22 protein-coding genes and 4 tRNA genes are annotated in these 26,072 nt (G+C 52.5%); 5 read left to right on the forward strand and 21 right to left on the reverse strand.

What is annotated here, in order from left to right:
• Nucleotides 1-2 precede the first annotated feature (2 nt).
• Nucleotides 3-2,549 (reverse strand): class I adenylate cyclase, encoded by a 2,547-nt coding sequence (gene cyaA, locus N0B36_RS22405; protein WP_047499563.1) that lies wholly within the window; start codon nucleotides 2,547-2,549, stop codon nucleotides 3-5.
• A gap of 395 nt (nucleotides 2,550-2,944) precedes the next feature.
• On the opposite strand from cyaA, the gene hemC reads away from it, so the two are divergent.
• From hemC to hemY, 4 genes are read left to right on the forward strand one after another with little or no spacing between them, the layout of a single operon-like run.
• Complete coding sequence (hemC, locus tag N0B36_RS22410; protein ID WP_141876191.1) at nucleotides 2,945-3,886, forward strand: hydroxymethylbilane synthase; 942 nt, start codon at nucleotides 2,945-2,947, stop codon at nucleotides 3,884-3,886.
• A complete protein-coding gene (gene hemD / locus N0B36_RS22415) occupies nucleotides 3,883-4,623 on the forward strand; it encodes a uroporphyrinogen-III synthase (RefSeq protein ID WP_259688987.1) in 741 nt (246 codons plus the stop codon). The genes hemC and hemD overlap by 4 nt, the downstream gene beginning before the upstream one ends.
• Before the next feature lie 21 nt (nucleotides 4,624-4,644).
• On the forward strand, nucleotides 4,645-5,820 hold the full coding sequence (hemX, locus tag N0B36_RS22420; RefSeq protein ID WP_019078439.1) for a uroporphyrinogen-III C-methyltransferase: 1,176 nt from the start codon (nucleotides 4,645-4,647) through the stop codon (nucleotides 5,818-5,820).
• A gap of 2 nt (nucleotides 5,821-5,822) precedes the next feature.
• Nucleotides 5,823-7,022, forward strand: coding sequence for a protoheme IX biogenesis protein HemY (hemY, locus tag N0B36_RS22425; protein WP_047499566.1), 1,200 nt, complete (start codon nucleotides 5,823-5,825; stop codon nucleotides 7,020-7,022).
• A 459-nt stretch (nucleotides 7,023-7,481) separates the two neighbouring features.
• On the opposite strand, the gene N0B36_RS22430 is transcribed toward hemY, so the two are convergent.
• The 20 genes from N0B36_RS22430 to trxA form a co-directional block, all read right to left on the reverse strand.
• Nucleotides 7,482-7,558: transfer RNA gene (locus N0B36_RS22430), tRNA-Pro, on the reverse strand.
• Nucleotides 7,559-7,599: 41 nt separating this feature from the next.
• Nucleotides 7,600-7,685: transfer RNA gene (locus N0B36_RS22435), tRNA-Leu, on the reverse strand.
• A gap of 20 nt (nucleotides 7,686-7,705) precedes the next feature.
• Nucleotides 7,706-7,781, reverse strand: a tRNA-His gene (locus N0B36_RS22440).
• A gap of 57 nt (nucleotides 7,782-7,838) precedes the next feature.
• Nucleotides 7,839-7,915: transfer RNA gene (locus N0B36_RS22445), tRNA-Arg, on the reverse strand.
• 102 nt (nucleotides 7,916-8,017) lie between these two features.
• Nucleotides 8,018-9,403, reverse strand: a complete 1,386-nt coding sequence (thrP, locus tag N0B36_RS22450; RefSeq protein WP_181626745.1) for a bifunctional threonine/serine APC transporter ThrP — start codon at nucleotides 9,401-9,403, stop codon at nucleotides 8,018-8,020.
• A 278-nt stretch (nucleotides 9,404-9,681) separates the two neighbouring features.
• Nucleotides 9,682-10,422: a lipopolysaccharide N-acetylmannosaminouronosyltransferase gene (gene wecG / locus N0B36_RS22455; protein WP_200108582.1), complete on the reverse strand. Its 741-nt coding sequence runs from the start codon at nucleotides 10,420-10,422 to the stop codon at nucleotides 9,682-9,684.
• Entirely contained in the window at nucleotides 10,422-11,777 is a 1,356-nt protein-coding gene (gene wzyE / locus N0B36_RS22460) for an ECA oligosaccharide polymerase (RefSeq protein ID WP_103767360.1), read from the reverse strand. Before wzyE ends, wecG begins: the two co-directional genes overlap by 1 nt.
• Complete coding sequence (locus tag N0B36_RS22465; protein WP_259688988.1) at nucleotides 11,774-12,853, reverse strand: TDP-N-acetylfucosamine:lipid II N-acetylfucosaminyltransferase; 1,080 nt, start codon at nucleotides 12,851-12,853, stop codon at nucleotides 11,774-11,776. The genes wzyE and N0B36_RS22465 overlap by 4 nt, the downstream gene beginning before the upstream one ends.
• On the reverse strand, nucleotides 12,850-14,100 hold the full coding sequence (gene wzxE / locus N0B36_RS22470) for a lipid III flippase WzxE (RefSeq protein ID WP_259688989.1): 1,251 nt from the start codon (nucleotides 14,098-14,100) through the stop codon (nucleotides 12,850-12,852). The genes N0B36_RS22465 and wzxE overlap by 4 nt, the downstream gene beginning before the upstream one ends.
• Before the next feature lies 1 nt (nucleotide 14,101).
• Nucleotides 14,102-15,232 carry a dTDP-4-amino-4,6-dideoxygalactose transaminase gene (rffA, locus tag N0B36_RS22475; protein WP_259688990.1) on the reverse strand — a complete coding sequence of 377 codons (1,131 nt, stop codon included), beginning with the start codon at nucleotides 15,230-15,232 and terminating at the stop codon, nucleotides 14,102-14,104.
• A 4-nt stretch (nucleotides 15,233-15,236) separates the two neighbouring features.
• On the reverse strand, nucleotides 15,237-15,914 hold the full coding sequence (rffC, locus tag N0B36_RS22480) for a dTDP-4-amino-4,6-dideoxy-D-galactose acyltransferase (protein ID WP_200052407.1): 678 nt from the start codon (nucleotides 15,912-15,914) through the stop codon (nucleotides 15,237-15,239).
• A complete protein-coding gene (gene rfbA, locus N0B36_RS22485; protein ID WP_016155112.1) occupies nucleotides 15,892-16,773 on the reverse strand; it encodes a glucose-1-phosphate thymidylyltransferase RfbA in 882 nt (293 codons plus the stop codon). Before rfbA ends, rffC begins: the two co-directional genes overlap by 23 nt.
• Nucleotides 16,774-16,801: 28 nt before the next feature.
• Nucleotides 16,802-17,869, reverse strand: a complete 1,068-nt coding sequence (gene rffG / locus N0B36_RS22490) for a dTDP-glucose 4,6-dehydratase (RefSeq protein ID WP_259688991.1) — start codon at nucleotides 17,867-17,869, stop codon at nucleotides 16,802-16,804.
• Nucleotides 17,869-19,131 carry a UDP-N-acetyl-D-mannosamine dehydrogenase gene (wecC, locus tag N0B36_RS22495; RefSeq protein ID WP_047358756.1) on the reverse strand — a complete coding sequence of 421 codons (1,263 nt, stop codon included), beginning with the start codon at nucleotides 19,129-19,131 and terminating at the stop codon, nucleotides 17,869-17,871. Before wecC ends, rffG begins: the two co-directional genes overlap by 1 nt.
• Nucleotides 19,128-20,258, reverse strand: a complete 1,131-nt coding sequence (gene wecB, locus N0B36_RS22500) for a non-hydrolyzing UDP-N-acetylglucosamine 2-epimerase (RefSeq protein ID WP_259688992.1) — start codon at nucleotides 20,256-20,258, stop codon at nucleotides 19,128-19,130. The genes wecC and wecB overlap by 4 nt, the downstream gene beginning before the upstream one ends.
• 55 nt (nucleotides 20,259-20,313) lie before the next feature.
• Nucleotides 20,314-21,360 carry an ECA polysaccharide chain length modulation protein gene (wzzE, locus tag N0B36_RS22505; RefSeq protein ID WP_016155108.1) on the reverse strand — a complete coding sequence of 349 codons (1,047 nt, stop codon included), beginning with the start codon at nucleotides 21,358-21,360 and terminating at the stop codon, nucleotides 20,314-20,316.
• Between the two features lie 12 nt (nucleotides 21,361-21,372).
• Nucleotides 21,373-22,476 carry a UDP-N-acetylglucosamine--undecaprenyl-phosphate N-acetylglucosaminephosphotransferase gene (wecA, locus tag N0B36_RS22510; RefSeq protein ID WP_053389656.1) on the reverse strand — a complete coding sequence of 368 codons (1,104 nt, stop codon included), beginning with the start codon at nucleotides 22,474-22,476 and terminating at the stop codon, nucleotides 21,373-21,375.
• A 249-nt stretch (nucleotides 22,477-22,725) separates the two neighbouring features.
• Nucleotides 22,726-23,985 (reverse strand): transcription termination factor Rho, encoded by a 1,260-nt coding sequence (gene rho / locus N0B36_RS22515; protein WP_002437993.1) that lies wholly within the window; start codon nucleotides 23,983-23,985, stop codon nucleotides 22,726-22,728.
• Nucleotides 23,986-24,072: 87 nt separating this feature from the next.
• Nucleotides 24,073-24,192 carry a rho operon leader peptide gene (locus N0B36_RS22520; protein ID WP_049259789.1) on the reverse strand — a complete coding sequence of 40 codons (120 nt, stop codon included), beginning with the start codon at nucleotides 24,190-24,192 and terminating at the stop codon, nucleotides 24,073-24,075.
• Nucleotides 24,193-24,322: 130 nt separating this feature from the next.
• On the reverse strand, nucleotides 24,323-24,652 hold the full coding sequence (trxA, locus tag N0B36_RS22525) for a thioredoxin TrxA (RefSeq protein ID WP_001280776.1): 330 nt from the start codon (nucleotides 24,650-24,652) through the stop codon (nucleotides 24,323-24,325).
• Between the two features lie 143 nt (nucleotides 24,653-24,795).
• Between trxA and rhlB the strand changes: the two genes are divergently transcribed.
• Complete coding sequence (gene rhlB, locus N0B36_RS22530; protein WP_003829013.1) at nucleotides 24,796-26,064, forward strand: ATP-dependent RNA helicase RhlB; 1,269 nt, start codon at nucleotides 24,796-24,798, stop codon at nucleotides 26,062-26,064.
• The last annotated feature ends 8 nt before the right edge of the window (nucleotides 26,065-26,072 follow it).

The following is a 26,072-nucleotide window of genomic DNA, read 5'->3' on the forward strand; positions in this document are numbered from 1 at the left end:
GCTCACGAGAAATACTGCTGTAACTGCGGAGTGTCGTTTTCCTGACTGACGGGCGGCACGGCGCTAATCGGCTGGGTACGGAACGGGATCACCTGCGCGCGCCCGTCGGTTTTCACAATCTGATAGAACTGCGGCAGGTTAAAGTTGATGAAGCTGGAGCCGTAGGTAAAGCGATCGTGCGACGACGAGTAGAAACGGCTGACATCGCGTACCAGCTCCTCTTTGCTGCCTTCGCAGTGGTGATACACCTCAGCCCGATTACTCTCATCCAGAATGTAGATATTAAAGCCCTGCTCATCACCCGTTTCTTCGAAAAAGAACTGAATGATCCCTTCGCTGGCAAAACCGTCAACCACTGACGGGAGTTTCACATGATTGGTCTCAACCTGAACGGAAAGCCCGTGCAGTTTGTTATGTGAAATCGCGCCATAAAATTCAATCGCGTTTTCCAGCTTCTGTACCGAAACGTTCAGGCGCTCGAAGAACAGACCCCACGTCTGACCAGAAACGCGCAGCGCTTTGAAGCGTCCGGTTTCCTGACGGGTGCTGGAGAGGCGCAACTCGATGCACTCAGACACCAGTTGCTGCACGCGGGTGCGAATTAAACCGCGCAGATGCTGGCTATAGCAGAAAACCTCGACGCTATCCGGCGGCGCGGCATCCTGGTGCATTTTGCCGAGAATCGTTTTTAACGCTTCAATCATCGCCTGCTCACCGTTGAAGTGCAGCGTACGCACTTCATTCCACGAGTTGCGGTACAGCAGATCGACGCTACCCACCAGGCAATTTTGTTCTTCACCAAAGCTGAAGACGTCCAGCTTACGGAAATCAAAATGTACCACCTGATTGCGAAATGCTGCCGTCGGGTCATATTCAAGGTTAACGATAATCGCCAGGTGGCGAATCTCGCATGGGCTATAGAGCGCTTTCGGCGTTGGCGCTGGCAGTCGCAGCGGGAAGTGGTGCGACACGTCGGCGACCATTTCTTGCAGCTTCGGCAAATCAACAATGCCGTTGCCCTTAATAAATAAATGCGTACGCGAGGTCAGCAGGCCGTTGAACCAGGCCCACGCCACCAGTTTATTGAGGTAGCGGTTATATTCCAGCGGCTGATGGCTGATGATCGAGTCCATGTTAGGCGCGCGGTTATAGAGATACCAACCCGAACGGTTGGCACGGCCCGGCGGCACATGGATAAAGGTCAGATTCGGTTCCGAGAGATCCGGAGATATCTGCGGGTTCACCAGCGTTACTTTACCTGGTAATGCTTCAAACGCGGCATACAGCTTACGGGTCAGCACGCCGATATCCTGCGGGCTGGCGCTCACGCTGAGGTTATTTCGGCGGGCAAAACGGATCAGGTTACGATAGCTCTGCATCATCGCATCGAGCAGTTCGTTATGCGCTTCGCGTACCTGGTCAATCTTCCAGTTAGCGCGGTTATCCAGCATAGTCAGACGGGCGTCATCCCAGCCCCACTCTTTCACTAACTGACTTAATACTTCACGACGCCAGCCCACGCAGGCGCGCTCGCGGCTCAGTTTCTCACACACTTTTAAGTAGAAACATCGACGCACTAAATCCAGACGAGTCGGGTCTTCGATCGCCGTGAGGTACTCGGTAACGCGCTCCAGCATCATGCAGTAAGGGTCGAGACCAAAAGAGACGATCTCACCATCGTGCAGGCGCTGTTTAATATCTTTCGCCAACAGGCGTGGATTGGGGTATTCCCAGGAATAAGCTTCCAGCAGCAGCGTTTTCAATACCGCTTTGTACGGGGAGTCGATACTCTTGTACAGCTGCCAGAGGCTGGCGCCAAAGTACTCTTCGGCGGAGAGCGAACTGAGTCCGCCGAGATCCAGCCATTCGTTTGGCGTTAATACCCCCTGTGCGTAAAGCGTCATGACGTAATCGTCGTAATGCTCTTCTTCGTCGCCCGGCACCATATTCCACAGAATACGTTTACCCGCGAGACGCACAGCGGTGCGATAGAATTCATCAAGCAACAGGATATGCTGCGTCGAGCCACAGTCTTCACCACCCAAACTGCCGCTTTCATTGTGGCGGAAACGGTTTTCATCAATCAGGAAGAAGCTGACTTCCACGCCCAGCGAGGCGGCCCAGCTTTCCAGCAGGCTACATTTACGCTGCAGCAGTTGGCGCTCTTCGCTATCCAGCCAGGATTGATGGCAGACCCAAATATCAAGGTCAGAGGAACAGCTTTGCCCTACCGAAGAGGTGCTGCCCATTGAGTAAACGCCGGTGATAGGCAGTTCGCCCTTGGGAGGATCCTGCGGTGACATACCGCGGTACAGTTCCAGTTCGTTCAGGTAGTGGCGTTGGGTTTCATCAGGCGTGTAAAGGCATATGCCTTTGGGAACGTTACCATCAAGGTAACCCGGCATCAGCGGATGGTGGTAGTGCAATAATGTCGGCAGCAGACTGTATACCTGCTGGAAGGCAGGTCCCATGGCAGCAAGCGCGCGATCCACACGCAGTTGATTTATGGCATCCAGTCTCTGTTTCAGAGTCTCAATATAGAGGTACAAGACGTATCGCCTGATGTTGCTATCCGTCATGTTGTCGATTGCTGCGGCACAAGGGCTCACAATAATCGTCATCAATTCGGATAAACCGTATGTCAAAAATAACCGTTACCTGTTTTTTCGCCCATATTTTTTTATGCTGTACAGCCGAAAAAATGGTCTAAAACGTGATCAATTTAACACCTTGCTCATTGACCGTAAAGAAAGATGCGCTACATACAAGTGTAGCACCGTTCGTTACGTGTAAATTCCTTCATACGGTCGGGAGGTTTCTCGTCATTATTCACTGCCAGTGATGATGCAGCGCCTTTTCCTCTCACTCACGTTTGAGCGTAACGCTGACATCCCTTTGATAAGGATGTTAGGATGGTCAATGATTGATAATGACGGTAACAAGCATGTTAGACAATGTTTTGAGAATTGCCACACGCCAAAGCCCCCTTGCGCTCTGGCAGGCACATTATGTCAAAGACGCCTTAATGGCAAACCACCCCGGTCTGATCGTGGAACTGGTTCCGATGGTAACCCGTGGCGATGTGATCCTTGATACCCCGCTGGCGAAAGTCGGGGGGAAAGGGTTGTTTGTTAAAGAGCTGGAAGTCGCGCTGCTGGAAAAACGCGCCGATATCGCCGTGCATTCCATGAAGGATGTGCCGGTTGAATTCCCTGACGGTCTTGGACTGGTCACCATTTGCGAGCGAGAGGATCCGCGTGATGCTTTCGTCTCAAATAAGTACAACACGCTGGATGAACTCCCGGCAGGCAGTATCGTCGGGACATCCAGTTTGCGTCGCCAGTGCCAGTTGGCAAAGCGTCGCCCGGATCTCGTCATCCGTTCACTGCGCGGTAACGTAGGTACGCGTCTGAGCAAACTGGATAACGGCGATTATGACGCCATTATTCTGGCGGTCGCCGGATTAAAACGTTTAGGTCTTGAGTCGCGAGTCCGCACCGCTCTGCCGCCGGAAGTCTCCCTTCCCGCTGTCGGGCAAGGCGCAGTTGGCATAGAATGTCGACTGGATGATATGCGCACTCAGGCGCTGTTAGCGCCGCTCAACCATGAAGAGACGGCGCTACGCGTCAAAGCCGAACGCGCCATGAATACCCGCCTGGAAGGGGGATGTCAGGTCCCTATCGGCAGTTATGCAGAACTCATTAACGGTGAGATTTGGCTGCGGGCGCTGGTCGGCGCGCCTGACGGTTCGCAGATGGTATGCGGAGAACGTCGCGGCGCCGCGCAGGATGCTGAACAGATGGGCATCTCTCTGGCTGAAGAGCTGCTGGAGAACGGTGCGCGCACCATTCTGGCTGAAGTTTACAACGGAGAAGCCCCCGCATGAGTATTCTGGTCACCCGCCCGTCTCCCGCAGGGGAAGAGTTAGTGAGCCGTCTGCGCACACTGGGGCAGGTGGCCTGGAGCTTTCCGCTCATCGAGTTTTCGCCCGGTCGGGAACTGGCAACGCTGGCTTCCCGACTGTCGGCGCTGACGGAAAACGATCTGGTCTTCACCCTCTCGCAGCACGCCGTCACCTTTGCAGATGCCGAACTTCAGCAACAAGGGAAAAGCTGGCCCTCCCTTCCGCGTTATTTTGCCATTGGTCGCACAACGGCGCTGGCGCTGCATACCGTTAGCGGTTTCAATATTCACTACCCTCTGGATCGGGAAATTAGCGAAGTCTTGCTACAATTACCTGAATTACAAAATATTGCGGGAAAACGCGCGCTTATATTACGCGGCAATGGTGGCCGTGAGCTGATAGGTGAAACCCTAACAGCACGCGGAGCTGATGTCGATTTTTGTGAATGTTATCAACGCAGTGCAAAATATTACGATGGTGCAGAAGAAGCGATGCGCTGGCAATCTCGTGGTGTGACCACGGTGGTTGTCACCAGCGGAGAGATGCTACAACAGCTCTGGTCGCTCATTCCGCAGTGGTATCGTGAGCACTGGTTACTACGCTGTCGGCTGCTGGTCGTCAGTGAGCGTCTGGCGCACCTCGCCCGGGAACTGGGCTGGCAAGATATTAAGGTCGCTGATAACGCCGACAACGATGCGCTACTACGCGCATTACAATAACTCTCATAATGGGATGCCATAATGACGGAACAAGAAAAATCCTCCGCCGTGGTTGAAGAGACCAGGGAGGCCGTGGAAACCACGTCACAGCCAGTCAATACTGAAAAAAAGAGTAAGAACAGCACGGCGCTGATTCTGAGCGCTGTGGCGATTGCTATTGCGCTGGCTGCAGGCGTTGGGCTGTACGGTTGGGGGAAACAGCAGGCAACAACGCAGACAGCAACCAGCGATGCGCTGGCGAACCAGCTTACGGCGTTGCAAAAAGCGCAAGAAAGCCAAAAAGCTGAGCTGGAAGGCATTATTAAGCAGCAGGCAACGCAGTTGGATGAAGCCGCTCGCCAGCAGGCCGCGCTGGTCAAACAGCTTGACGAAGTCCAGCAAAAAGTCGCCACTATCTCCGGCAGCGATGCCGGGACATGGCTGCTGGCGCAGGCTGATTTTCTGGTGAAACTGGCCGGTCGCAAATTATGGAGCGATCAGGACGTTACTACCGCCGCGGCGCTGCTGAAAAGCGCTGACGCCAGCCTGGCGGATATGAATGACCCAAGCCTGATTACCGCCCGTCGCGCGATTACCGACGATATCGCGAGCCTCTCTGCGGTGACTCAGGTCGACTATGACGGCATTATCCTGAAAGTGAATCAGCTCTCTAACCAGATTGATAACCTGCGTCTGGCCGACAACGACACCGACGATTCGCCGATGGATTCCGACAGTAGCGAGCTTTCCAGCTCGATCAGCGAATGGCGCGTCAATCTGCAAAAAAGCTGGCAGAACTTTATGGACAGCTTTATCACCGTTCGCCGTCGTGATGAAACCGCCGTCCCGCTGCTGGCACCGAACCAGGACGTTTACTTACGTGAAAATATCCGTTCTCGCCTGTTAGTAGCTGCCCAGGCCGTGCCACGTCATCAGGAGGAAACATATCGCCAGGCGCTGGAAAACGTCTCCACCTGGGTGCGCGCCTACTACGACACCGACGATGCAGCCACCAAAGCTTTCCTTGAAGAGGTAGACCAACTGAGCCAACAAAGCATCAGCATGGACGTACCGGAAACGCTGCAGAGCCAGGCGCTTCTCGACAAGCTCATGCAGACCCGCGTACGTAATTTACTGGCACAGCCTGCCACAGCGCCGGTTGCAGCAGCTCCTGCGCCTTCAGCTGAAACTCCGGCAACTGCGCCGCAAGGAGAATAATGATGCTTAAAGTATTATTGCTCTTTGTGCTGTTGATCGCCGGGATCGTTGTCGGTCCAATGATTGCCGGTCATCAGGGCTACGTGCTGATCCAGACGGATAATTACAATATCGAAACCAGCGTGACGGGTCTGGTGATCATTCTGATCGTCGCAATGGTCGTCTTGTTTGCGATTGAATGGCTGCTGCGCCGAATTTTCCGCACTGGCGCGCATACCCGCGGATGGTTTGTCGGTCGGAAGCGTCGTCGCGCCCGTAAGCAGACGGAGCAGGCGCTGCTCAAGCTGGCAGAAGGCGATTATCAGCAGGTTGAAAAGCTGATGTCGAAAAACGCCGATCATGCAGAACAGCCGGTAGTGAATTACCTGCTGGCGGCAGAAGCTGCTCAACAGCGCGGTGACGAAGCTCGTGCCAACCAACACCTTGAGCGTGCTACCGAACTGGCCGGAAATGATACGATCCCAGTAGAAATCACTCGCGTTCGCCTGCAGTTGGCGCGTAATGAAAATCACGCCGCGCGCCACAGCGTAGATAAACTGCTGGAAGTGACGCCACGTCATCCGGAAGTGCTGCGTCTGGCTGAACAGGCCTACATTCGTACCGGTGCATGGAGTTCGTTACTGGATATCATTCCATCCATGGCAAAAGCGCACGTGGGTGATGACGAGCACCGCGCGATGCTGGAACAGCAGGCATGGGTTGGTCTGATGGATCAGGTTCGCGCCGATCAGGGCAGCGAGGGGCTACGTGCATGGTGGAAAAACCAGAACCGTAAAACCCGTCACCAGGTTGCCCTGCAGGTGGCAATGGCTGAACATCTGATTGAGTGTGACGATCACGATACGGCGCAGCAGGTCATCATTGATGGTCTTAAACGCCAGTATGACGACCGCCTGGTGCTGCCGATCCCGCGTCTGAAAACCAACAACCCGGAACAGATAGAAAAAGTGTTGCGCCAGCAGATTAAAGCCGTCGGCGATCGCCCATTACTGTGGAGCACGCTGGGCCAATCGCTAATGAAGCACGGCGAATGGCAGGAAGCCACGTTCGCCTTCCGTGCCGCTCTCAAACAGCGTCCAGATGCCTATGACTACGCCTGGCTTGCTGACGCGCTGGACAGACTGCATCAGCCGGAAGAAGCCGCCACCATGCGTCGTGATGGCCTGATGTTGACGCTGCAGAACAACAATCCCCCGCAGTAATTCCTTCTTGCCCGGTGACGCTTCGCTTACCGGGCCTACCGTTATTTCATATACACCAAATCATTCGAGATGCTTCGAGGCGACTTGAAGGATGAGGTGTATATGCATAAAAAAACGCCCGCTCTTTTGGAGCAGGCGTTAAACAGGTCTGTATGACAACATAAATGGGTGCTTCACTCAACGTTATGTCCATGGTGTTTGATGAGGCCAGAGCGACATCTGTCTGTGGACGATAAGCACCGTAAACGGCTCTGCATCATTCCTGAGTTTATGAGGCCAGATGGCGAACATAAGAGATGGAATGAGCATCTACCCGTATATTATTGCACAAGGCATGCCACGATTGCACTGCAAAAACAATGGAACCGGACTTTTTAAGACATCAGGAAATTCGGGGAAATAAAGGCTGAGAAGGGAAAATCAGAAAACAAAAAACCCCGCCGAAGCGGGGTTCAAAATTGGTCGGCGAGAGAGGATTCGAACCTCCGACCCACTGGTCCCAAACCAGTTGCGCTACCAAGCTGCGCTACTCGCCGTTTTACTGCTTTTTGAATTTTTAGTTCAATTCTTTAAGTCGTGGTGCGAGGGGGGGGACTCGAACCCCCACATCCTAAGGACACTAACACCTGAAGCTAGCGCGTCTACCAATTCCGCCACCTTCGCATTTCACAACTTTAAATTAATGGGGTGGCTAATGGGATTCGAACCCACGACAACTGGAATCACAATCCAGGGCTCTACCAACTGAGCTATAGCCACCACTGCAAATCTTTTACGCGGTATTAAAACCACCGCAGCTCCGGCACCATTACTAAATGGTGCGCCCGACAGGATTCGAACCTGAGACCTCTGCCTCCGGAGGGCAGCGCTCTATCCAGCTGAGCTACGGGCGCTTAGCGCCGTTGCGGGGCTGGATATTACGGAGGTCTCGGTCTGCTGTCTAGTGCTTTTTTAAAATAAATTATCGTTTGGTCATGGTTTGTGCGTTTTGTCGCTTATTCCTGCAATTTTTGGGCTGTGCCATGACGATTCAGGCCAAAAACCTTATAAATGAGCGTCACGGCCAGTAAGAAGATAATGCCAACAAACAGCGACATTCGGGTATCTTCATTAAAGTACATGCCGATTAATACGCAAATCAGGAACGCCATCGTCAAATAGTTCGCCCACGGGAACAGAATCGAGCGGAAGGGATGACTGGCGATCGCCGCTTTATGCGCCTGACGGAAACGTATCTGGCTTATCAGAATAACAAACCACGGCACCATCCCCGGCAGCACGCTGGCGCTATAGACATAAACGAACACACGCTGCGGGTTGGGAATGACGTAGTTCAGGCACGAACCAACTAGCAGGATCGCGATAGAAATAGCCACGCCGGCAACCGGCACGCCCTGGCGCGAAACTTTTCCAACGGCGGCAGGTAGCTGGCGATTCTTTGCCAGCGCGTAAAGCATACGCCCACAGCTGTACATCCCACTGTTACAGCCCGACAGCGCCGCCGTCAGGACCACAAAGTTAATAATCCCTGCCGCGGCGGTAATACCAATCTTGGCAAAGGTGAGAACAAAGGGGCTACCGTTACTGCCAATCTCATTCCACGGGAAAATAGTGACGATAACAAAAATCGCACCGACGTAGAAAATCAGAATACGCCACAGCACTTTCCCTACTGCACTACGCAGCGTGACCTGCGGATTCTTCGCTTCACCCGCAGTAATGCCGATCAGCTCCACGCCCTGGTAAGAAGCCACGACAATACACAATGCCGTCAGGAAGCCCTTCCAACCACCAGCAAAGAAGCCGCCGTGCTCAGTCAGGTTGCCAAAGCCGATCGCCTGACCGCCATTGCCAAAACCGAAAAAAATCACCCCTAATCCAATGACGATCATCACAATGATGGTGGTCACTTTAATCATGGCAAACCAGAACTCAATTTCACCATACAGGCGAACCGCGGCGAGATTTGCCAACGCAACCAGTCCGACAGCAATCAGTGCGGGTATCCATTGTGCCATTTCCGGGAACCAGAACTGGACGTACACCCCGATAGCGGTAATCTCTGATATCCCCACCGCCATCCACATAAACCAGTATGACCAGGCAGTGAGATAACCAAAGAAGGGGCTCATATATCGATGAGCGTAAACAGCAAATGAACCGGCAACCGGCTCGAGGAATAACATCTCCCCCATAGAACGCATAATGAAAAAGACGAACAGCCCGGCGACGATGTATGCCAGCAGAACCGAAGGTCCCGCCCATTTCAGGGTACTGGCGGCCCCCATAAATAGCCCGACGCCAATAGTCCCCCCAAGGGCAATTAATTCGATGTGACGAGCCTCCAGCCCACGCTGTAGCTCAGGTTTGTTCTCGGCCATAAATCCTCTTGTTGTGTTTGCATACTGTCCGGTATTACCGGTTCTCGTTATGGGTACATCTTGTTATGCCATAACAGGCCATACGGCACCGACCGCTTAACGGCTGGCGTCAAAAACACCACGGCACTGCAATGATTGTTGCGAATGGTTTCCTAAAATCGCTTAAATGGCAATTAAAGCATTCAAAAAATAAATAGATTGTGCGAGAAAGCAGCGATTATGTTGTGAATAAGTAGCGTAATTAGCAGATCACGCTACTTATCAAAGGAGGGAGGGCGTCAGAGGTTGCCGGTATAGTGCCAGCGGAGATAGCGTAATAAGCGAAGTTGACGAGTGATACGGCTTGGCTGCGACAATAAGCGATACAGCCACTCCAGCCCCAGAGTCTGCCAGATTCGCGGCGCACGCTTAACGTGACCGGTAAAGACGTCGTAGGTACCACCGACGCCCATATACAGCGCTTCAGGGTGAATCTTCCGGCAGTCACGCATAAAGATCTCTTGTTTCGGCGAGCCCATCGCCACCGTCACAATCTGCGCACCGCTGGCGTGGATACGTTCAAACAATGCCTGACGCTGGTCCGGGGTAAAATAACCGTCCTGACTGCCTACAATGTTCACGCGCCACTGGGCACGCAGTTTGGCTTCCGTTTGCGCCAGAACTTCAGGCTTGCCACCAATCAGGAAGACAGGCGTTCCTTCCTGCCCGGCTCGCGCCATAAGCGCTTCCCAAAGATCAGCCCCTGCCACGCGTGAAACATGCGCCTGCGGGAATTTTTTGCGCACTGAGCGCACCACGCTAATCCCATCCGCATATTTGAACTCAGCGGCGTTGATCAAATCCCGCACTTCAGGGTTATCTTCTGCCGTCAGCATCTTCTCAGCGTTGATTGCCACCAGCGTTCCTGACCTGAGATGTCCCTCGGCAAACAGGTAATTTAGCGCATGCTGCATATCGCGCCAGCCAATCAATTGTAACCCGCGCAGCGAGTAGAGTGGCGCAGTTGTGTTATCTGTCATTACGATCCTTCAATCTGTGTCCGGGGCAGCGATTTGATTCGTTTATGGATGAGTCCCGCACTATCGAATAGCCAAAACAGCAGTTTTGCCACCAGCAGACAAACGCCGAAAATCACGAGGAAAAAGACCACTCGCGAGACAAACGAATCCAGCCCTTCACGTGCCAACACGATCATATTGAAAATAGCGCCAAAACAGAAACTGTGCAGAATCGCCGCCTTGTAGCGATTGGTTTCGCGGTTGCCTAACTCATACAGCCAGTCAAACCACTTGATGATGAGTCCAACGACAATCGCGCCTAACGGGATAAACAGCGCCCCGCCCATCACCACCAGTGAACCAATTAACGTCGGCGAAATCGCCAGACCTGAGTGGTTGTTCAACACTTCCCAGGTAAAGTAGTTCGCTGAGTTGAGGACAATACTCGGCCGCCCAGGCCACAGCCAGGAGGGGATAAAGACGTAGAAGTCACGGACAATCGGCGCCAGCCCTTGAAACTCAATATTGTGGTAATTTTGCAGCAACAGCGCCAGATTCTCCCACGGCGAGAAAGTGTCCCGCGTGAGGTACAGGAAAGTATAAAACGCCTCGTCGCCGCTAACGTTCATCCCATAGCGCTTCAGCGCCAGCCAGAACATCCCGACGATACCCAGCACGCCCGCGGCGGCCAGCATCCACAGCGAAATCCAGCCGCGAATGATGCCGATAAACAAGAAGATGGCAAACGCAATGATGATATTGGCGCGCGTCCCGCCAACAATTATATAGGTCAGCAAACCAAACGCGACGGTACTCACCAGAAAGAATAACCACGCTTTGCTGTCCTGACGCAGGAAATAGACCACCAGCATTGCCGGAATGAAGAAGTAGAAGAAACGCTTCAGAGCGACGCCAGAGACTTCGCTGGAAAAAATTTGGCTGTAGGATTGCAGTCTGAACAGCAGGAATCCGTTGTGCATAAAGAAGACGCCCACGCTCACCAATGCAATCGCCATCAGGATAACCCAGGTCAAATGCGCTTCAACGCGATTAATGGTAAATAGCGGCCTGCGTGGCTTATCCTCGACTCGCTTGCGAAGGCGGGTTTTATACGTCACGTAGTAGACGGCATAGAAACAGGCGGCTGACAGCAAGGCCTGCAGTAGGATCTCCGGCGGAGCCACTGCCACATCAAAACGGAACACCAGTATGCTGGTCAACGGGAACCCGAAGAAGAACGTCAGCAAAAACAGCAGTGAGAAGAAAACATTGAAGTTAAAACGCACGCGGCGGAATTCAAACCAGGTCAGCGTGGCGATAAACAAGGTGGAGAGCAGCCATACCACCAGCAGACCGCTAAATTGCATCAGGCTCATATGGTTTCTCCTGAAGCAATGCGCAGCGCGTTGTGCCACGGCTGCAGATAATTCGGGCTAAAGAAGGTGATTGAATTTTTATCTACCGATGCCAACTGGCGCTGCGCTTCGCGTACGACGCCTTCATTGAGCTCATCAGTGGTAAATAACACCGGGAGATTCTGTTCCACCATATCCTGCCAGAAGGGATTTTCACGGTTGAGCACGCACGGGATACCGGCCTGAATCAGTAAACACAGGGTACCGATCCCCTGCTGACGGGCAAAAATAAAGTAACCCAAATCACACTGACGTAATAATGTCAGATAGGCATCAAATTCCAGCTTTTCACTTAAAATTTGCAGATTCTCAGCGCTAAACAATGCCAGGCCGGCCTGACGAACCTCGTCGATATAAGCCGCATTATTGGCGGGGTACCCCATCGGTACAATCACATTCACCGTGTCGCCGAACTGCTGATGGACGGCGCGTAGCGCGGCAATATGCTCATTGCTGCGATCGCCAGAGTTGCCAACCAGCACCGTCATCTTGCCGCTGCGCTGACACGCGTTGCTCATATTATTGAGCGAGGGATCCATCCGCGTTGGGAAATAGAGCAACTCGCCACGCACGCGCGGATGCTGTTCGGCGAAATAGCTCAAATCACCCCGCGTGGCAAATACGCAGCCCACACGGTTCTGCGCCATACGGCGAATGGGGTAAAACAGTCGAAATTTCAGTCCACTGGAGACTTCATATAAATCCGCGCCCCAGATATGCCAGTAAAACTGCTCCGGTTTAATTCCCCCGCTCAGCAGCGCTAACCACAGGCTGGTGTTGAACTGACCGTGGAAGAAAAAACACTGTTGGCGATCCGCTTTTGCTTTCGCGATAACCGCTTCAGCCAGCGCCTTTTTCCCACCATAGAAGCTTAGCGATAACGCCGGGCAGTTCTCACTGAATCCGGCATCCTGACCTGCAACCATAAACGTGCGCGCGTGCTCGCTCGTCGCGGCCAGCGAGTCGTTGAAAAACCGCAGCACGGTTTGGTTATGGTGAGGGATATCCGATCCCAGAACGTGAATCAGTACAGTCATACCCGCCTACGCCAGAGTAAAAACACGCCACAACAAAGAGAGAAATAGACAATGTACGTTGCCATGTAAGCCTGTGCCGCGCCCAGCGCACCATGTGCAGGGATCAGCCAATGTGCAAACGCCGTCAATAACATGAACTGGCTAATTTCTGCCAAGATATAAAACCGCAGCGACGCTTTCGCGATCACCAGATAACCGAAAACATAGGCGCCGACTTTCAGCACATCACCGACCAGTTGCCAGGCGAACAGGTCGCGCATGGCGGTGAATTTAGCGGAGAAAAGCAGCCAGATAGCAAAATCGCGCAGTAGCCAGACGGTAAAGCTTGCGGCAGCAACCGCCGGCAGCACGAATTTCAACGACTTTATCACTTCGCGTGTAATATCGCGCTTTTCAGTCAAACGCGACAACGTCGGCAGCAAGTAAACGCTGAATGAGGCGGTGATAAATTGCAGATAAGCATCGGAGATACTGCTCACCCCCTGCCAGATCCCCACATCATCCCAGCTGTACTGCGCCGCCAACAGGTTTCGCATCATCACGTATGCCACTGGCAGCGTTACGGAGGTAATCAGCGCCATCAGCGTAAACTTGCTTAACTGCCCTGCCAGACCGTTATCCCACGAGGGTTTCAGGTAATGCAGGGGGATAGTCCCACGCTTAATCAGCATTATAGCGGCAGGGAGAACGACCAGCGCAGGTACCAGCGCCAGGCCCAGCAAGGCGCCTTCATACCCTCCCAGGCGATAACAGCCATAATAAGCCGCTACACCCACCAGGCTCCCCACAATCAACGACAGCGCGTTACCCGCCGCATCGCGGAAGCCCTTCATCAGCGCCAGCAGCAGGTTCGCCCAGGCAATGCCCATCTGCACCAGCGCAACCAGTCGAACCAGCCCCTGATAATGAGTATGACCAAATAATCCCTGACTGATAGGTGCGGCCGCCAGCAAAAAAATCACCGCCATCAGCGTAGAGAATCCCAGCACCATCGCGGAAGACGTACCGACCACCTTACGGAGCCGGGCCGGATCGTCATGATGCTGCGCAACGTATTTCGTGACGCCATTGAAAATGCCGGCCCCCGCCAACACGCCAAGCACGGTGACCATCTGGCGGAAGTTACCCGCCTGCCCCACGCCTGCCGGGCCAAACGACACCGCCAGCAACTTCACAACCAGCAAACCTGCACCAATTTTTACCAGCGTACTGGCCGCCGTCCATAAGGACGCTTTTGCAAGCGACATATCAGGCGAAGTAGTTGAGTAAGGTCGTAATGACTGTTCGCTGGTTCACCGGCGACAGATTGTAGAACAGCGGTAAACGCAGCAGGCGTTCGCTCTCTTTGGTGGTGTAACGATCAACACCGGCAAACACGCCGAATTTATCGCCAGCCGGGCAATCATGCAGCGGGATATAGTGGAACACCGCCATAATTTCAGCTTCTTTCAGGAAGTTAATCAACGCCGTGCGATCGTCGATATCGCGCAGTTTGATGTAAAACATATGCGCATTCTGTACGCAACCCTCCGGTATCAAAGGCAGGTCAATACGCCCGGCACGCGCCAGCGGTTCCAGGGCATCGTAATACTTTTGCCACAGCGCCAGACGCTGCTGGTTAATACGATCAGCCGCTTCCAACTGCGCCCACAGATAAGCCGCCTGCAGATCGGACATCAAATAGCTGGAACCGATATCACGCCAGGTATACTTGTCTACCTGGCCGCGGAAAAACTGACTACGGTTCGTCCCTTTTTCACGGATGATTTCTGCACGCTCGACTAATTTTTTATCATTAATCAGCGTCGCTCCACCTTCCCCGCCTGCGGTATAGTTTTTGGTCTCATGGAAGCTAAAGCAGCCGATGTGACCAATCGTACCCAGCGCACGCCCCTTGTAGGTCGACATGACGCCCTGGGCAGCATCTTCCACCACATACAGGTTATGTTTAGTGGCCAGCCCCATGATGGTATCCATTTCACAGGCCACGCCCGCGTAATGAACCGGCACAATAGCGCGGGTTTTATCGGTGATCGCCGCTTCAATCAACGTTTCGTCAATGTTCATGGTATCCGGACGGATATCAACAAAGACGATTTTCGCGCCGCGCAACACGAAGGCATTGGCCGTAGAGACAAACGTGTAGCTCGGCATAATGACTTCATCGCCAGGCTGGATGTCCAGCAGCAATGCCGCCATCTCAAGCGATGCGGTGCAGGAGGGCGTCAACAGCACTTTCTCGCTGCCAAAATGCTGCTCCAGCCACTGCTGACAGCGACGGGTAAAGCCACCGTCACCACACAGTTTGCCGCTATTCATCGCAGACTGCATGTAATCGAGTTCAGTTCCCACCACCGGCGGTGCATTAAATGGAATCATCGTGTCACCTGTATAACCAATACGCGGTGCTTTCCACATTCGCACCACTGTGTATATAACGTTTAAGCGCGGCGGTGTTGCCCATTTGGGTCGCCACACGCAATGTTGTTTTACCGCGGGCCTGTGCCCAGCAAAGCGCGGCCTGCATCAGTTCTGCACCCGCACCACGCCCGGCCAGCAGGCCAATTCGCGCCTCGGTCGCATTCAGTTCACGCAGCGAGACATAGCCACGAATCTCACCAGTCGGTTTACGAAAAATGAGGCATTGGTGATCAAACGTCCCCAGCACCGCGTTTTCAATCCACTGTGCGTAGAAACGCGCGCTGGCATCTTCGGCATACCACGGGGCGCGAAAACGACTTTGCGCAAATGCCTGTCCTGCCAGATGGCGTAATACCGGGATATCCGTAGTTTGCGCGACCTGCGCACCGGGGTCGCAACTGGCACACGTCACCGGCAGTACAAAATCGACTTCACCTTCTACCAGTGAGAAACCCAAATGCTGCAGAGCATCTAATTCATGGCTATTTGCGGCAAGTATTTTTGCTTGTACACGCGACCAGGGCAGCAACGCATCCGCGGTTAAAACCGGCGCGCGTTGGTCAAAACGGACAATGGCGCTATTCACGCCAAAGAACGTATTTTCCCAGCTAAGCGGCTCAATACTGGCGCGGACGAGCACGGAGCAGCTCCAGCAGGTATTGGCCATAACCCGTTTTGGCCAGTGAACTGGCGGCACGCTTCACGCCTTCGTCATCCAGCCAGCCGTTACGCCAGGCGATTTCTTCCAGACAGGCTATTTTAAAGCCCTGGCGTTTCTCCACCGTCTGCACAAAAGTGCTCGCTTCGATCAAACTGTCATGCGTACCGGTATCCAGCCAGGCAAAGCCACGCCCAAGCAATTCAACCGTCAGATGTCCGTCATCAAGATACATCTGGTTGATAGACGTAATCTCCAGCTCCCCACGCTCAGAAGGTTTCACGCGTTTCGCGTATTCCACCACTTTGCTGTCATAAAAATAGAGCCCTGTCACCGCCCAATTAGATTTCGGCGCTTTCGGCTTCTCTTCCAGAGAGACTGCGCGAAAATTGTCATCAAACTCAACAACACCAAAACGTTCAGGGTCCATGACCTGATAGCCAAACACCGTCGCGCCTTGCGTTCTGGCGGCCACATGACGCAGTTTTGGACTGAATCCTTGACCAAAGAAGATGTTGTCCCCTAACACCAGGCACGATGGTTCACCGTTAAGAAACGTTTCACCGATAATAAAAGCCTGCGCTAATCCATCCGGGCTCGGTTGCTCAGCATAGTGCAGTTCAATGCCGAACTCAGATCCATCGCCCAGCAAACGCTGGAAATAGCCTTTATCTTCCGGAGTGGTGATAATCAGGATTTCGCGAATTCCCGCCAGCATCAGTACCGATAGCGGGTAGTAAATCATCGGCTTATCGTAAATGGGCAATAGTTGCTTCGATACGCCCCGCGTAATGGGATACAGGCGAGTACCTGAGCCACCCGCCAGAATGATACCTTTCATGCGTTGTCTCCTCCGCAAAACCAGGCTGTTAGCCCTTCAGACCTAAACGTTCGCCCTGGTAACTGCCGTCCTGCACGGGTTTCCACCATGCCTGATTATCCAGATACCACTGCACGGTTTTGCGCATTCCACTTTCAAACGTTTCCTGCGGCATCCACCCGAGTTCACGCGCAATTTTTGAAGCGTCAATGGCGTAACGCAAATCATGGCCTGGGCGATCGTCCACAAAAGCGATCAAGTCGCGGTACTGCGCGATGCCCTGCGGTTTATGCGGAGCCAGCTCTTCCAACAGGCTGCAAACCGTTTCGACAACATCCAGGTTTTTACGCTCGTTATGGCCACCAATATTATAGGTTTCCCCAACCGTGCCCGTCGTCGCCACGCAATAGAGCGCCCTGGCGTGATCTTCTACATACAACCAGTCACGGATCTGTTGACCATTGCCATATACCGGCAACGGTTTGCCCGCCAGTGCGTTGAGGATCATCAGCGGAATCAGTTTTTCCGGGAAATGGTACGGACCATAGTTATTGGAACAGTTGGTAATCAGCGTTGGCAGACCGTAGGTACGCAGCCAGGCGCGAACCAGATGATCGCTGCTGGCTTTCGACGCGGAATAAGGGCTGCTCGGCGCATACGGCGTGGTTTCGGTGAAGAAATCATCTGTGGAATGGAGATCGCCATACACCTCGTCAGTCGAGATATGGTGGAAACGAAACGCCAATTTTTCCTCGCTGGCTAATGTACTCCAGTAAGCGCGCGCCGCTTCCAACAGCGTGTAGGTTCCCACAATGTTGGTTTCGATAAAGGCGGCGGGACCATCAATTGAACGATCGACATGGCTTTCTGCAGCCAGATGCATCACGCAGTTCGGCTGATATTGTTGAAACACCCTGTCGAGCGATGCCCGATCGCAAATATCCACTTTCTCAAAGGCAAAACGGGAATTCTGCGCAACCGGCTTCAGCGACATCAGGTTTCCGGCGTAGGTCAGCTTATCGACCACAACCACCGCATCCTCGGTATCATGAATGATATGTCGCACAACCGCCGAGCCGATAAATCCCGCTCCACCGGTAACCAGAATTCGTTTCATTAGCGCCAGACCCCTTTGGTATCAACGATGTACTGCTGTTGAACCGCATCGCCTTTGATGCCTTTAAATTCATTATGGTCAACCAACATGACCAACACATCAGCACGTGCCAGAGCATCGTCCAGCGTCGCCAGTTGGCAAAGACCATCCAGTTTTTTCGGCAGTTGATGGATGTTCGGTTCCACCACCAGCATTTCGCCTTTGTGCCATTGCGCAATATTCTGCGCAATTCCCATCGCCGGGCTTTCACGCAAATCGTCAATATTGGGTTTGAATGCCAGACCAAAACAGGCAATTTTCACTTCGCTAGCCCGTTTGTTGGTATCCGCCAGACAGTCGGCTACGGCAGCCTTTACCCGATCGACCACCCAATGCGGTTTACCATCGTTTACCTCACGCGCGGTGCGGATCAATTTCGCCTGCTGCGGGTTCTGCGCCACGATAAACCACGGATCGACCGCGATACAGTGTCCACCTACGCCAGGGCCGGGCTGCAAAATATTCACGCGTGGATGGCGGTTTGCCAAGCGAATCAGTTCCCAGACGTTGATCCCCTGATCGGCACAAATCAGCGACAGTTCATTGGCGAAGGCGATATTGACATCGCGAAAGCTATTTTCCGTCAGCTTACACATTTCTGCGGTGCGGGCGTTGGTTACCACACATTCGCCTTCGAGAAAGATGTTGTACAGCTCGCTGGCGCGCGCGGAACAGACGGAGGTCATTCCTCCAATCACCCGATCGTTTTTAATCAGTTCGACCATTACCTGACCCGGCAGTACGCGCTCTGGGCAATAAGCAATGTTAACGTCCGCCTGTTCACCGACCTGCTGCGGGAAAGTCAGGTCAGCCCGCATTTCTGCAAGCCATGCGGCCATCTGTTCAGTTGCCCCGACAGGTGAGGTGGATTCCAGAATCACCAATGCGCCTTTTTTCAAAACTGGCGCAATAGATTTCGCCGCGGCTTCTACGTAGACCATATCGGGTTCATGATCTCCCTTGAACGGGGTAGGCACCGCAATCAGATACGCATCAGCATCTACGGGTGTCGCGCTCGCACGTAAAAACCCATTTTCGACCGCCGTTTTCACCACCGCACCCAGATCGGGCTCAACGATGTGAATTTCACCGCGATTAATGGTATCCACCGCATGTTGATTTATATCTACGCCAATTACGTGTTTTTGACGGGAAGCAAAGGCAGCCGCCGTTGGCAGTCCGATATAACCCAGCCCAATGACAGAAATGGTCGTAAAACTCATAGCGATATCCGATTATTTTTTAATGCTTCTAAAATGCGGTCACATGCCAGCCCGTCTCCATACGGATTATGGGCGCGGCTCATGATCTGATATTCATTGTCGTCATGCAGTAAACGCGTGACTTCTTCAACAATCCGCTGTGGGTCTGTACCTACCAGGCGTACAGTCCCTGCGGTAATAGCTTCCGGGCGCTCTGTTGTTTCACGCATCACCAGCACAGGTTTCCCCAGAGACGGCGCTTCTTCCTGAATCCCGCCGGAATCAGTAAGGATCAGCCAGGCGTGATTCATCAGCCATACGAATGGCAGGTAGTCCTGCGGTTCAATCAACACCACATTTTCAACGTGACACAGGATGCGATTGACCGGCTCACTGACGTTAGGGTTCAGGTGTACCGGATAGACAATCTGCACATTTTGGTTAGACGCGGCTATTTCCGCCAGGGCATGACAGATTTGCTCAAAACCGCGACCGAAGCTTTCCCGACGATGACCGGTCACCAGGATCATCTTTTTATCAGCATCCAGGAAAGGATAACGTTCGGCCAGATCCGCACGCAGCGTCTCATTTCCCAGTACGCGATCCCGAACCCAGATCAACGCGTCAATAACCGTATTACCCGTGACGAAAATACGATCATCAGGGATAGCTTCTCGTAACAGATTTTGGCGCGAGTTTTCTGTTGGGGCAAAATGATACATTGCCAGACGCCCGGTCAGCGTACGATTAGCCTCTTCCGGCCATGGTGAATAGAGATCGCCTGTACGTAAACCAGCCTCTACATGCCCCACCGGGATGCGCTGATAGAACGCGGCCAGACTGGTAGCAATCGTGGTTGTGGTATCACCATGAACCAACACCACATCGGGTTTGAATTCAGCCAAAATAGGCTTTAACCCTTCCAGGATGCGGCAGGTTATTTCTGTTAGTCCCTGACCTGGCTGCATAATATTGAGATCGTAGTCAGGTACAATGGAAAAAAGATTCAACACCTGATCGAGCATCTCCCGATGCTGCGCCGTAACGCAAACTTTCGCCTCAAAATCAGGATCTTTTTCCAGCGCATGAACCAGAGGAGCCATCTTAATGGCCTCCGGTCGCGTACCAAATACAGTCAGTACTTTCACATCGATTCTCTTCGGATTGGCAGTGAGAGCCCAGCCCCTCACTGCAACGGCATTGCTAAATCGTACGGCGACGGGTTAACGCGACACCAGCACCGATCAGAGCCCCAACGATACCCCACATAATCATCAGGAAGGCGCGACGAGGGCTGTCACGTTTTACCGGCTCTTCCGGCGTTCTCAAATAACGATAGGTCTGAAAACGCGGATCTAAAGTTGGTCCAACGTTCAGGGTGTTCAGCATTGCCCTGTTCTGGAAATAGTCCAGATCGAAATCCGGACCAATTGACTGCAGATTCTCGAGTCGCGCCTGCAACATAGGACGTCCGAGTAAGAACAATTCTGAATCCGGCAATTCATCAGCTGGAACATCTGTGGAAGTACGCGAAATATTATGCTGCTCAGCAATTTTAAGCGCTTGTTCAATGCTGTGGACGCGTCGAGAGAAAATGGATTTTGCCACTTCTTCCTGACGTTTAACCTGCGCTTTCATCTGCACAGTGCGTGCAGCCCATGCGCCTTTTAACTCATCGTTCAGATGACGTGCCGCGCGTTGGCTGGCAAACGCGACGTACTGGCGCAGCAAATTGTTGGCATCAGGAGCCGTCTCGGCAATCAGCTTCACGCTGTCATTGGTATTACGCAGCGCATCGCCAGGCAAAAACTGAATGTTATTGATCAGTTCATCCAGCATCGCCGCATCGGCTTTGCTATTACCGACCATACGCTGCTTATAGTAATCAGTCTGCTGCCAGAATTCTCGGCGTGTATCCCAGGAGGCAAGCTGCATAATGAATTCTTTATAGGCCTCATCCATTACTGACGGTTGGTCCGTGGACGCAAGACTGGCCTTAATATCCAGGTTGCGTAAAAACTGTTGTTGAGAGTAAAAGCCACCCAACATATTGACCGTTGGCCTGTCCGTAATCGCCGTGGCGCTCCACTCCTGACGCGCAAAAAACGTATAGGCGAGGGCCGCTATCGCGAAGGCGAGAGCCATACCGACGATCCACACCTTCCCTGACCACAAGGTACGAAACAACCCACGGATATCCAGTTCATTTTCAGCGCTCACGGCATCTTCCCCCGGTAATGGTTGTCTCATCGTACCCTCAATTTATTTGGTTAAGTCTGGTTTACTTTCACGGTTTCTACGCAACTTGCGCTTCAAACGTTTGATAAATCTCGCTACCTTCCAGGCCCGTTTAATACAGATGTCGTACAAGACAAACGCCAGTAAAAAAAACACCAACATCACCCACTCCGGGACAATGCGAGAATATTCAGCCAGCACGCCAATAGATGCCAGAATAGCTGCAGCCAGGGTAATCAGGACAAAAGCCTGTCGGGAGGTAAATCCGGCGCGCATGATTAAATGGTGAATATGTTGGCGATCCGGGGAGAAAGGGCTCATGCCCTTGCGTAAGCGACGATACATAATTGCCACCATATCCATTAACGGAATGGCAATAATCCACAAAGCGGTGACCGGGCTGATAGGATGCGTTGGCCCCTGGGTAGTCTCCAGCAGGATCCAAATCACCGTGAAGCCAATCAGCGTACTGCCCGCATCCCCCATAAAAACTTTATAGCGGCGTCCGAGAATACCCAGATTCAGCAGGATGTAAGGCAGAATGGCGGCGATCATGGCAAAACACCAGATGGCCAGGCTTGTTTGACCATCGAACCACAGGATAAGCCCCATAGCGGCGAATGACACGCTAGATAATCCACCCAACAGACCATCAATCCCATCCACCATATTGAAGGCGTTTATTGCCGCCCAGACGGCAAACAGGGTAAGGAAATATCCAAAAGGACCGAGCACCATCTCCCAGGGGCCGAAAATATAGCCAAGGCTTAGCAGATAGAGTTTACCCACCGTCATCATAATGATGCCGATAAGGGCCTGGATGGTTGCGCGGATTTTTACACTGATATCAAAACGATCGTCCAGGGCACCTATAAACACCAGTACACCAGCACAACCCAGGTAGAGAGTAGCATGCGGGATATAGTAATCGGCGATAAGAAACGTAAAGCAAATGCCTGCGTAAACCGAAATCCCCCCAACCAGCGGAATCAGTCCCTGATGACGTTTGCGGAAGTTGGGTTTATCCACCAATCCAATCTTTTTCGCGACCTTGCGGGCAAAGAAAAGAAACAGCGTTGTGAATAAAAAAATACTGATGAGATCAGTACTTGCTGTCAATAAATTCACTATACATGCTCTCAGAGAATATCAATACACGAAGTATAACCATCCAGCCAATTATTCAGAAGAGAAACCCGACTCAATATCAGCTCCATATCAGGTGGTTCTATATGATTAGCAACCACAAAATACGAATTTCAACCCTTCTTCGCCATGCGGTATGTCATACCGTATTATCGTTATTGTGTCGTTAAGATTACAGCCACAAAAGCAAAACGCCACGTAAAAACGTGGCGTTTTCGGATGAGACCTGAATTACGAACGTTTCATCATGTCGAAGAAGTCGTCATTAGTCTTGGTCATCGCCAGCTTGTTAATGAGGAATTCCATGGCATCAATTTCACCCATCGGATGGATGATTTTGCGCAGGATCCACATTTTCTGCAGCTCTTCCTGGGTGGTGAGCAGCTCTTCTTTACGGGTACCGGAACGGTTGTAGTCGATAGCCGGGAAGACGCGTTTTTCAGCAATCTTACGAGAGAGATGCAGTTCCATGTTGCCGGTACCTTTAAACTCTTCGTAGATAACTTCATCCATTTTAGAGCCGGTATCGATCAGCGCAGTCGCGATGATGGTCAGGCTACCGCCCTCTTCCACGTTACGCGCCGCACCGAAGAAACGCTTCGGACGATGCAAGGCGTTGGCATCAACACCACCGGTCAAAACTTTACCGGAAGCCGGAACCACGGTGTTGTAAGCACGCGCCAGACGGGTGATGGAATCGAGCAGAATGATAACGTCTTTCTTGTGTTCAACCAGACGTTTCGCCTTCTCGATAACCATTTCCGCAACCTGAACGTGGCGGGAGGCTGGTTCGTCAAAGGTAGACGCAACCACTTCACCTTTCACCAGACGCTGCATCTCGGTAACTTCTTCCGGACGTTCGTCAATCAGCAGCACCATCAGCACGCAGTCCGGATGGTTGTAAGCAATGCTCTGCGCGATGTTCTGCAGCAGCATGGTTTTACCTGCTTTCGGCGGAGCAACAATCAGACCACGTTGGCCACGACCGATCGGTGATGCCAGATCCAGTACACGCGCCGTTAAGTCTTCAGTAGAACCGTTACCACGTTCCATACGCAGACGAGAGTTTGCGTGCAGCGGTGTTAAGTTCTCAAAGAGGATTTTGTTACGGGCGTTTTCTGGTTTGTCGTAGTTAACTTCGTTAACTTTCAACAGCGCAAAGTAGCGTTCACCTTCTTTCGGCGGGCGAATCTTACCAGAGATGGTATCACCAGTGCGGAGGTTGAAACGGCGGATTTGGCTGGGAGAAACGTAGATGTCATCAGGACCGGCGAGGTAGGAGCTGTCTGCAGAGCGGAGGAAACCAAATCCATCCTGCAATATCTCCAGCACACCGTCACCAAAGATATCTTCGCCACTCTTTGCGTGCTGCTTCAGGATGGCAAAAATAATGTCCTGCTTGCGCATACGAGCCAGGTTTTCAAGGCCCATATTTTCGCCGAGAGTGATCAGCTCAGAAACCGGCGTATTCTTTAATTCGGTAAGATTCATAATGGTGTGAGTTCTTAAACTTGGGGTAAATCTCGAACTTAATGTTGTGAATGGTATGGCAGGGTCATCCATGCCTGTTTACGGCCATCAACTCATGTCTGTTCGCTGTCTGGTCACAGGAAAGTACGCAGAACTGAAACGACAAGACGGATTGAGTGACAAGCCAGGAATCTGTCCACTTCTCGCGCGAGAAACAACGGGAAGTATTGGATATAACTAGATTCAAACTTAATAAGGTATGTTTAATACGAAGTCAACACTAACTTAGCACGACTCAAGTCGGGCGTCCAGTCATCCGAATCATTTCGAAGTATGGTCGCCCGATCATGAGACTTCCTTACGCTAAATTAGCGTCGAGGAATTCTTTCAACTGACCTTTGGATAGTGCGCCGACTTTAGTCGCCGCAACTTCGCCGTTTTTAAACAGCAGCAGGGTCGGGATGCCACGGATACCATACTTCGGCGCGGTGCCTGGGTTTTGGTCAATGTTCAGTTTAGCAACCGTCAATTTGCCCTGATATTCGTCAGCGATTTCATCCAGAATTGGAGCGATCATTTTGCACGGACCGCACCACTCTGCCCAGAAATCAACGAGGATAGCTCCGTCCGCTTTGAGTACATCCGTGTCAAAACTGTCGTCAGTCAGGTGAATAATTTTATCGCTCATATTAACTCCACAGGAATAAGCCTGGTGCGTTGGTGTACTCTTAATCAACGACGTGTTGATGTAGCATTAACCAACTAAAGGTTGACTTTATTTCACCGGATACGCTTTCGTAAAGCAATAGTAAGCTGATATTCTACCACACTATGAGCAAAACACATTTAACAGAACAGAAGTTTTCCGACTTCGCCCTGCACCCAAAGGTGATAGAAGCCCTTGAAAATAAAGGCTTTCATAACTGCACGCCCATTCAGGCCCTCGCGCTGCCGCTAACGCTGGCAGGTCGTGATGTTGCAGGGCAGGCGCAAACCGGTACCGGAAAAACGATGGCGTTCCTGACGTCAACGTTTCATTATCTTCTCTCTCATCCCGCGATTGCCGATCGCAAGGTGAACCAACCGCGTGCGTTAATTATGGCGCCAACGCGTGAGTTAGCCGTGCAGATCCACGCTGACGCCGAGCCGCTGGCACAGACCACCGGTTTGAAATTAGGCCTGGCTTATGGCGGCGACGGTTACGACAAACAGCTGAAAGTGCTGGAAAGCGGCGTCGATATTCTTATCGGCACGACCGGTCGTCTCATCGACTATGCAAAACAGAACCACATTAACCTGGGCGCGATTCAGGTCGTGGTGCTGGATGAAGCCGATCGTATGTACGATCTGGGCTTTATCAAAGATATCCGTTGGCTGTTCCGTCGTATGCCGCCAACCACCCAACGTCTGAACATGCTGTTTTCTGCAACCCTCTCTTACCGCGTTCGCGAACTGGCGTTCGAACAGATGAATAACGCCGAGTACGTTGAAGTCGAACCGGAACAGAAGACAGGTCACCGTATTAAAGAAGAGCTCTTCTATCCTTCCAACGAAGAGAAAATGCGTTTGCTGCAAACGCTGATTGAAGAAGAGTGGCCAGATCGCGCCATCGTCTTTGCTAACACCAAGCATCGTTGTGAAGATATCTGGGGTAGTCTTGCCGCTGACGGTCATCGCGTCGGTCTGCTGACCGGTGACGTGGCGCAGAAAAAACGTCTGCGTATCCTTGATGAGTTCACCCGTGGCGATCTCGACATTCTCGTTGCGACGGATGTCGCCGCGCGTGGTCTGCATATCCCAGCCGTAACGCACGTATTTAACTATGACCTGCCGGATGACTGTGAAGATTACGTTCACCGTATCGGTCGTACCGGTCGCGCCGGTGCAAGCGGTCACTCTATCAGCCTGGCCTGTGAAGAATACGCGCTGAATTTACCAGCAATCGAGACCTATATCGGTCACTCGATCCCGGTCAGCAAGTACAACCCGGATGCGCTGATGACCGATCTGCCGAAGCCGTTACGCTTAACGCGTCCGCGCACAGGCAATGGCCCACGCCGTACCGGTGGTGCTCCGCGTAATCGTCGTCGTTCAGGTTAACGTTAGAT

This window comes from Citrobacter sp. XY323 (genome assembly GCF_025106035.1).
Taxonomy (GTDB): Bacteria; Pseudomonadota; Gammaproteobacteria; order Enterobacterales; family Enterobacteriaceae; genus Citrobacter; species Citrobacter braakii.

Excerpts from the sequence above, each read along its gene's own strand:
- rffA (WP_259688990.1), bottom strand. The coding sequence starts at position 15,232 with ATGATTCCATTTAATGCACCGCCGGTGGTGGGAACTGAACTCGATTAC.
- rho (WP_002437993.1), bottom strand. The coding sequence starts at position 23,985 with ATGAATCTTACCGAATTAAAGAATACGCCGGTTTCTGAGCTGATCACT.
- wzzE (WP_016155108.1), bottom strand. The coding sequence starts at position 21,360 with ATGAGACAACCATTACCGGGGGAAGATGCCGTGAGCGCTGAAAATGAA.
- wecG (WP_200108582.1), bottom strand. The coding sequence starts at position 10,422 with ATGACAGATAACACAACTGCGCCACTCTACTCGCTGCGCGGGTTACAA.
- N0B36_RS22465 (WP_259688988.1), bottom strand. The coding sequence starts at position 12,853 with ATGACTGTACTGATTCACGTTCTGGGATCGGATATCCCTCACCATAAC.
- hemY (WP_047499566.1), top strand. The coding sequence starts at position 5,823 with ATGCTTAAAGTATTATTGCTCTTTGTGCTGTTGATCGCCGGGATCGTT.
- hemC (WP_141876191.1), top strand. The coding sequence starts at position 2,945 with ATGTTAGACAATGTTTTGAGAATTGCCACACGCCAAAGCCCCCTTGCG.
- wecC (WP_047358756.1), bottom strand. The coding sequence starts at position 19,131 with ATGAGTTTTACGACCATTTCTGTCATTGGGCTGGGTTATATCGGACTG.
- rhlB (WP_003829013.1), top strand. The coding sequence starts at position 24,796 with ATGAGCAAAACACATTTAACAGAACAGAAGTTTTCCGACTTCGCCCTG.
- wzxE (WP_259688989.1), bottom strand. The coding sequence starts at position 14,100 with ATGTCGCTTGCAAAAGCGTCCTTATGGACGGCGGCCAGTACGCTGGTA.
- wzyE (WP_103767360.1), bottom strand. The coding sequence starts at position 11,777 with ATGAGCCTGATGCAATTTAGCGGTCTGCTGGTGGTATGGCTGCTCTCC.
- rffG (WP_259688991.1), bottom strand. The coding sequence starts at position 17,869 with ATGAAACGAATTCTGGTTACCGGTGGAGCGGGATTTATCGGCTCGGCG.
- hemD (WP_259688987.1), top strand. The coding sequence starts at position 3,883 with ATGAGTATTCTGGTCACCCGCCCGTCTCCCGCAGGGGAAGAGTTAGTG.
- rfbA (WP_016155112.1), bottom strand. The coding sequence starts at position 16,773 with ATGAAAGGTATCATTCTGGCGGGTGGCTCAGGTACTCGCCTGTATCCC.
- hemX (WP_019078439.1), top strand. The coding sequence starts at position 4,645 with ATGACGGAACAAGAAAAATCCTCCGCCGTGGTTGAAGAGACCAGGGAG.
- thrP (WP_181626745.1), bottom strand. The coding sequence starts at position 9,403 with ATGGCCGAGAACAAACCTGAGCTACAGCGTGGGCTGGAGGCTCGTCAC.
- trxA (WP_001280776.1), bottom strand. The coding sequence starts at position 24,652 with ATGAGCGATAAAATTATTCACCTGACTGACGACAGTTTTGACACGGAT.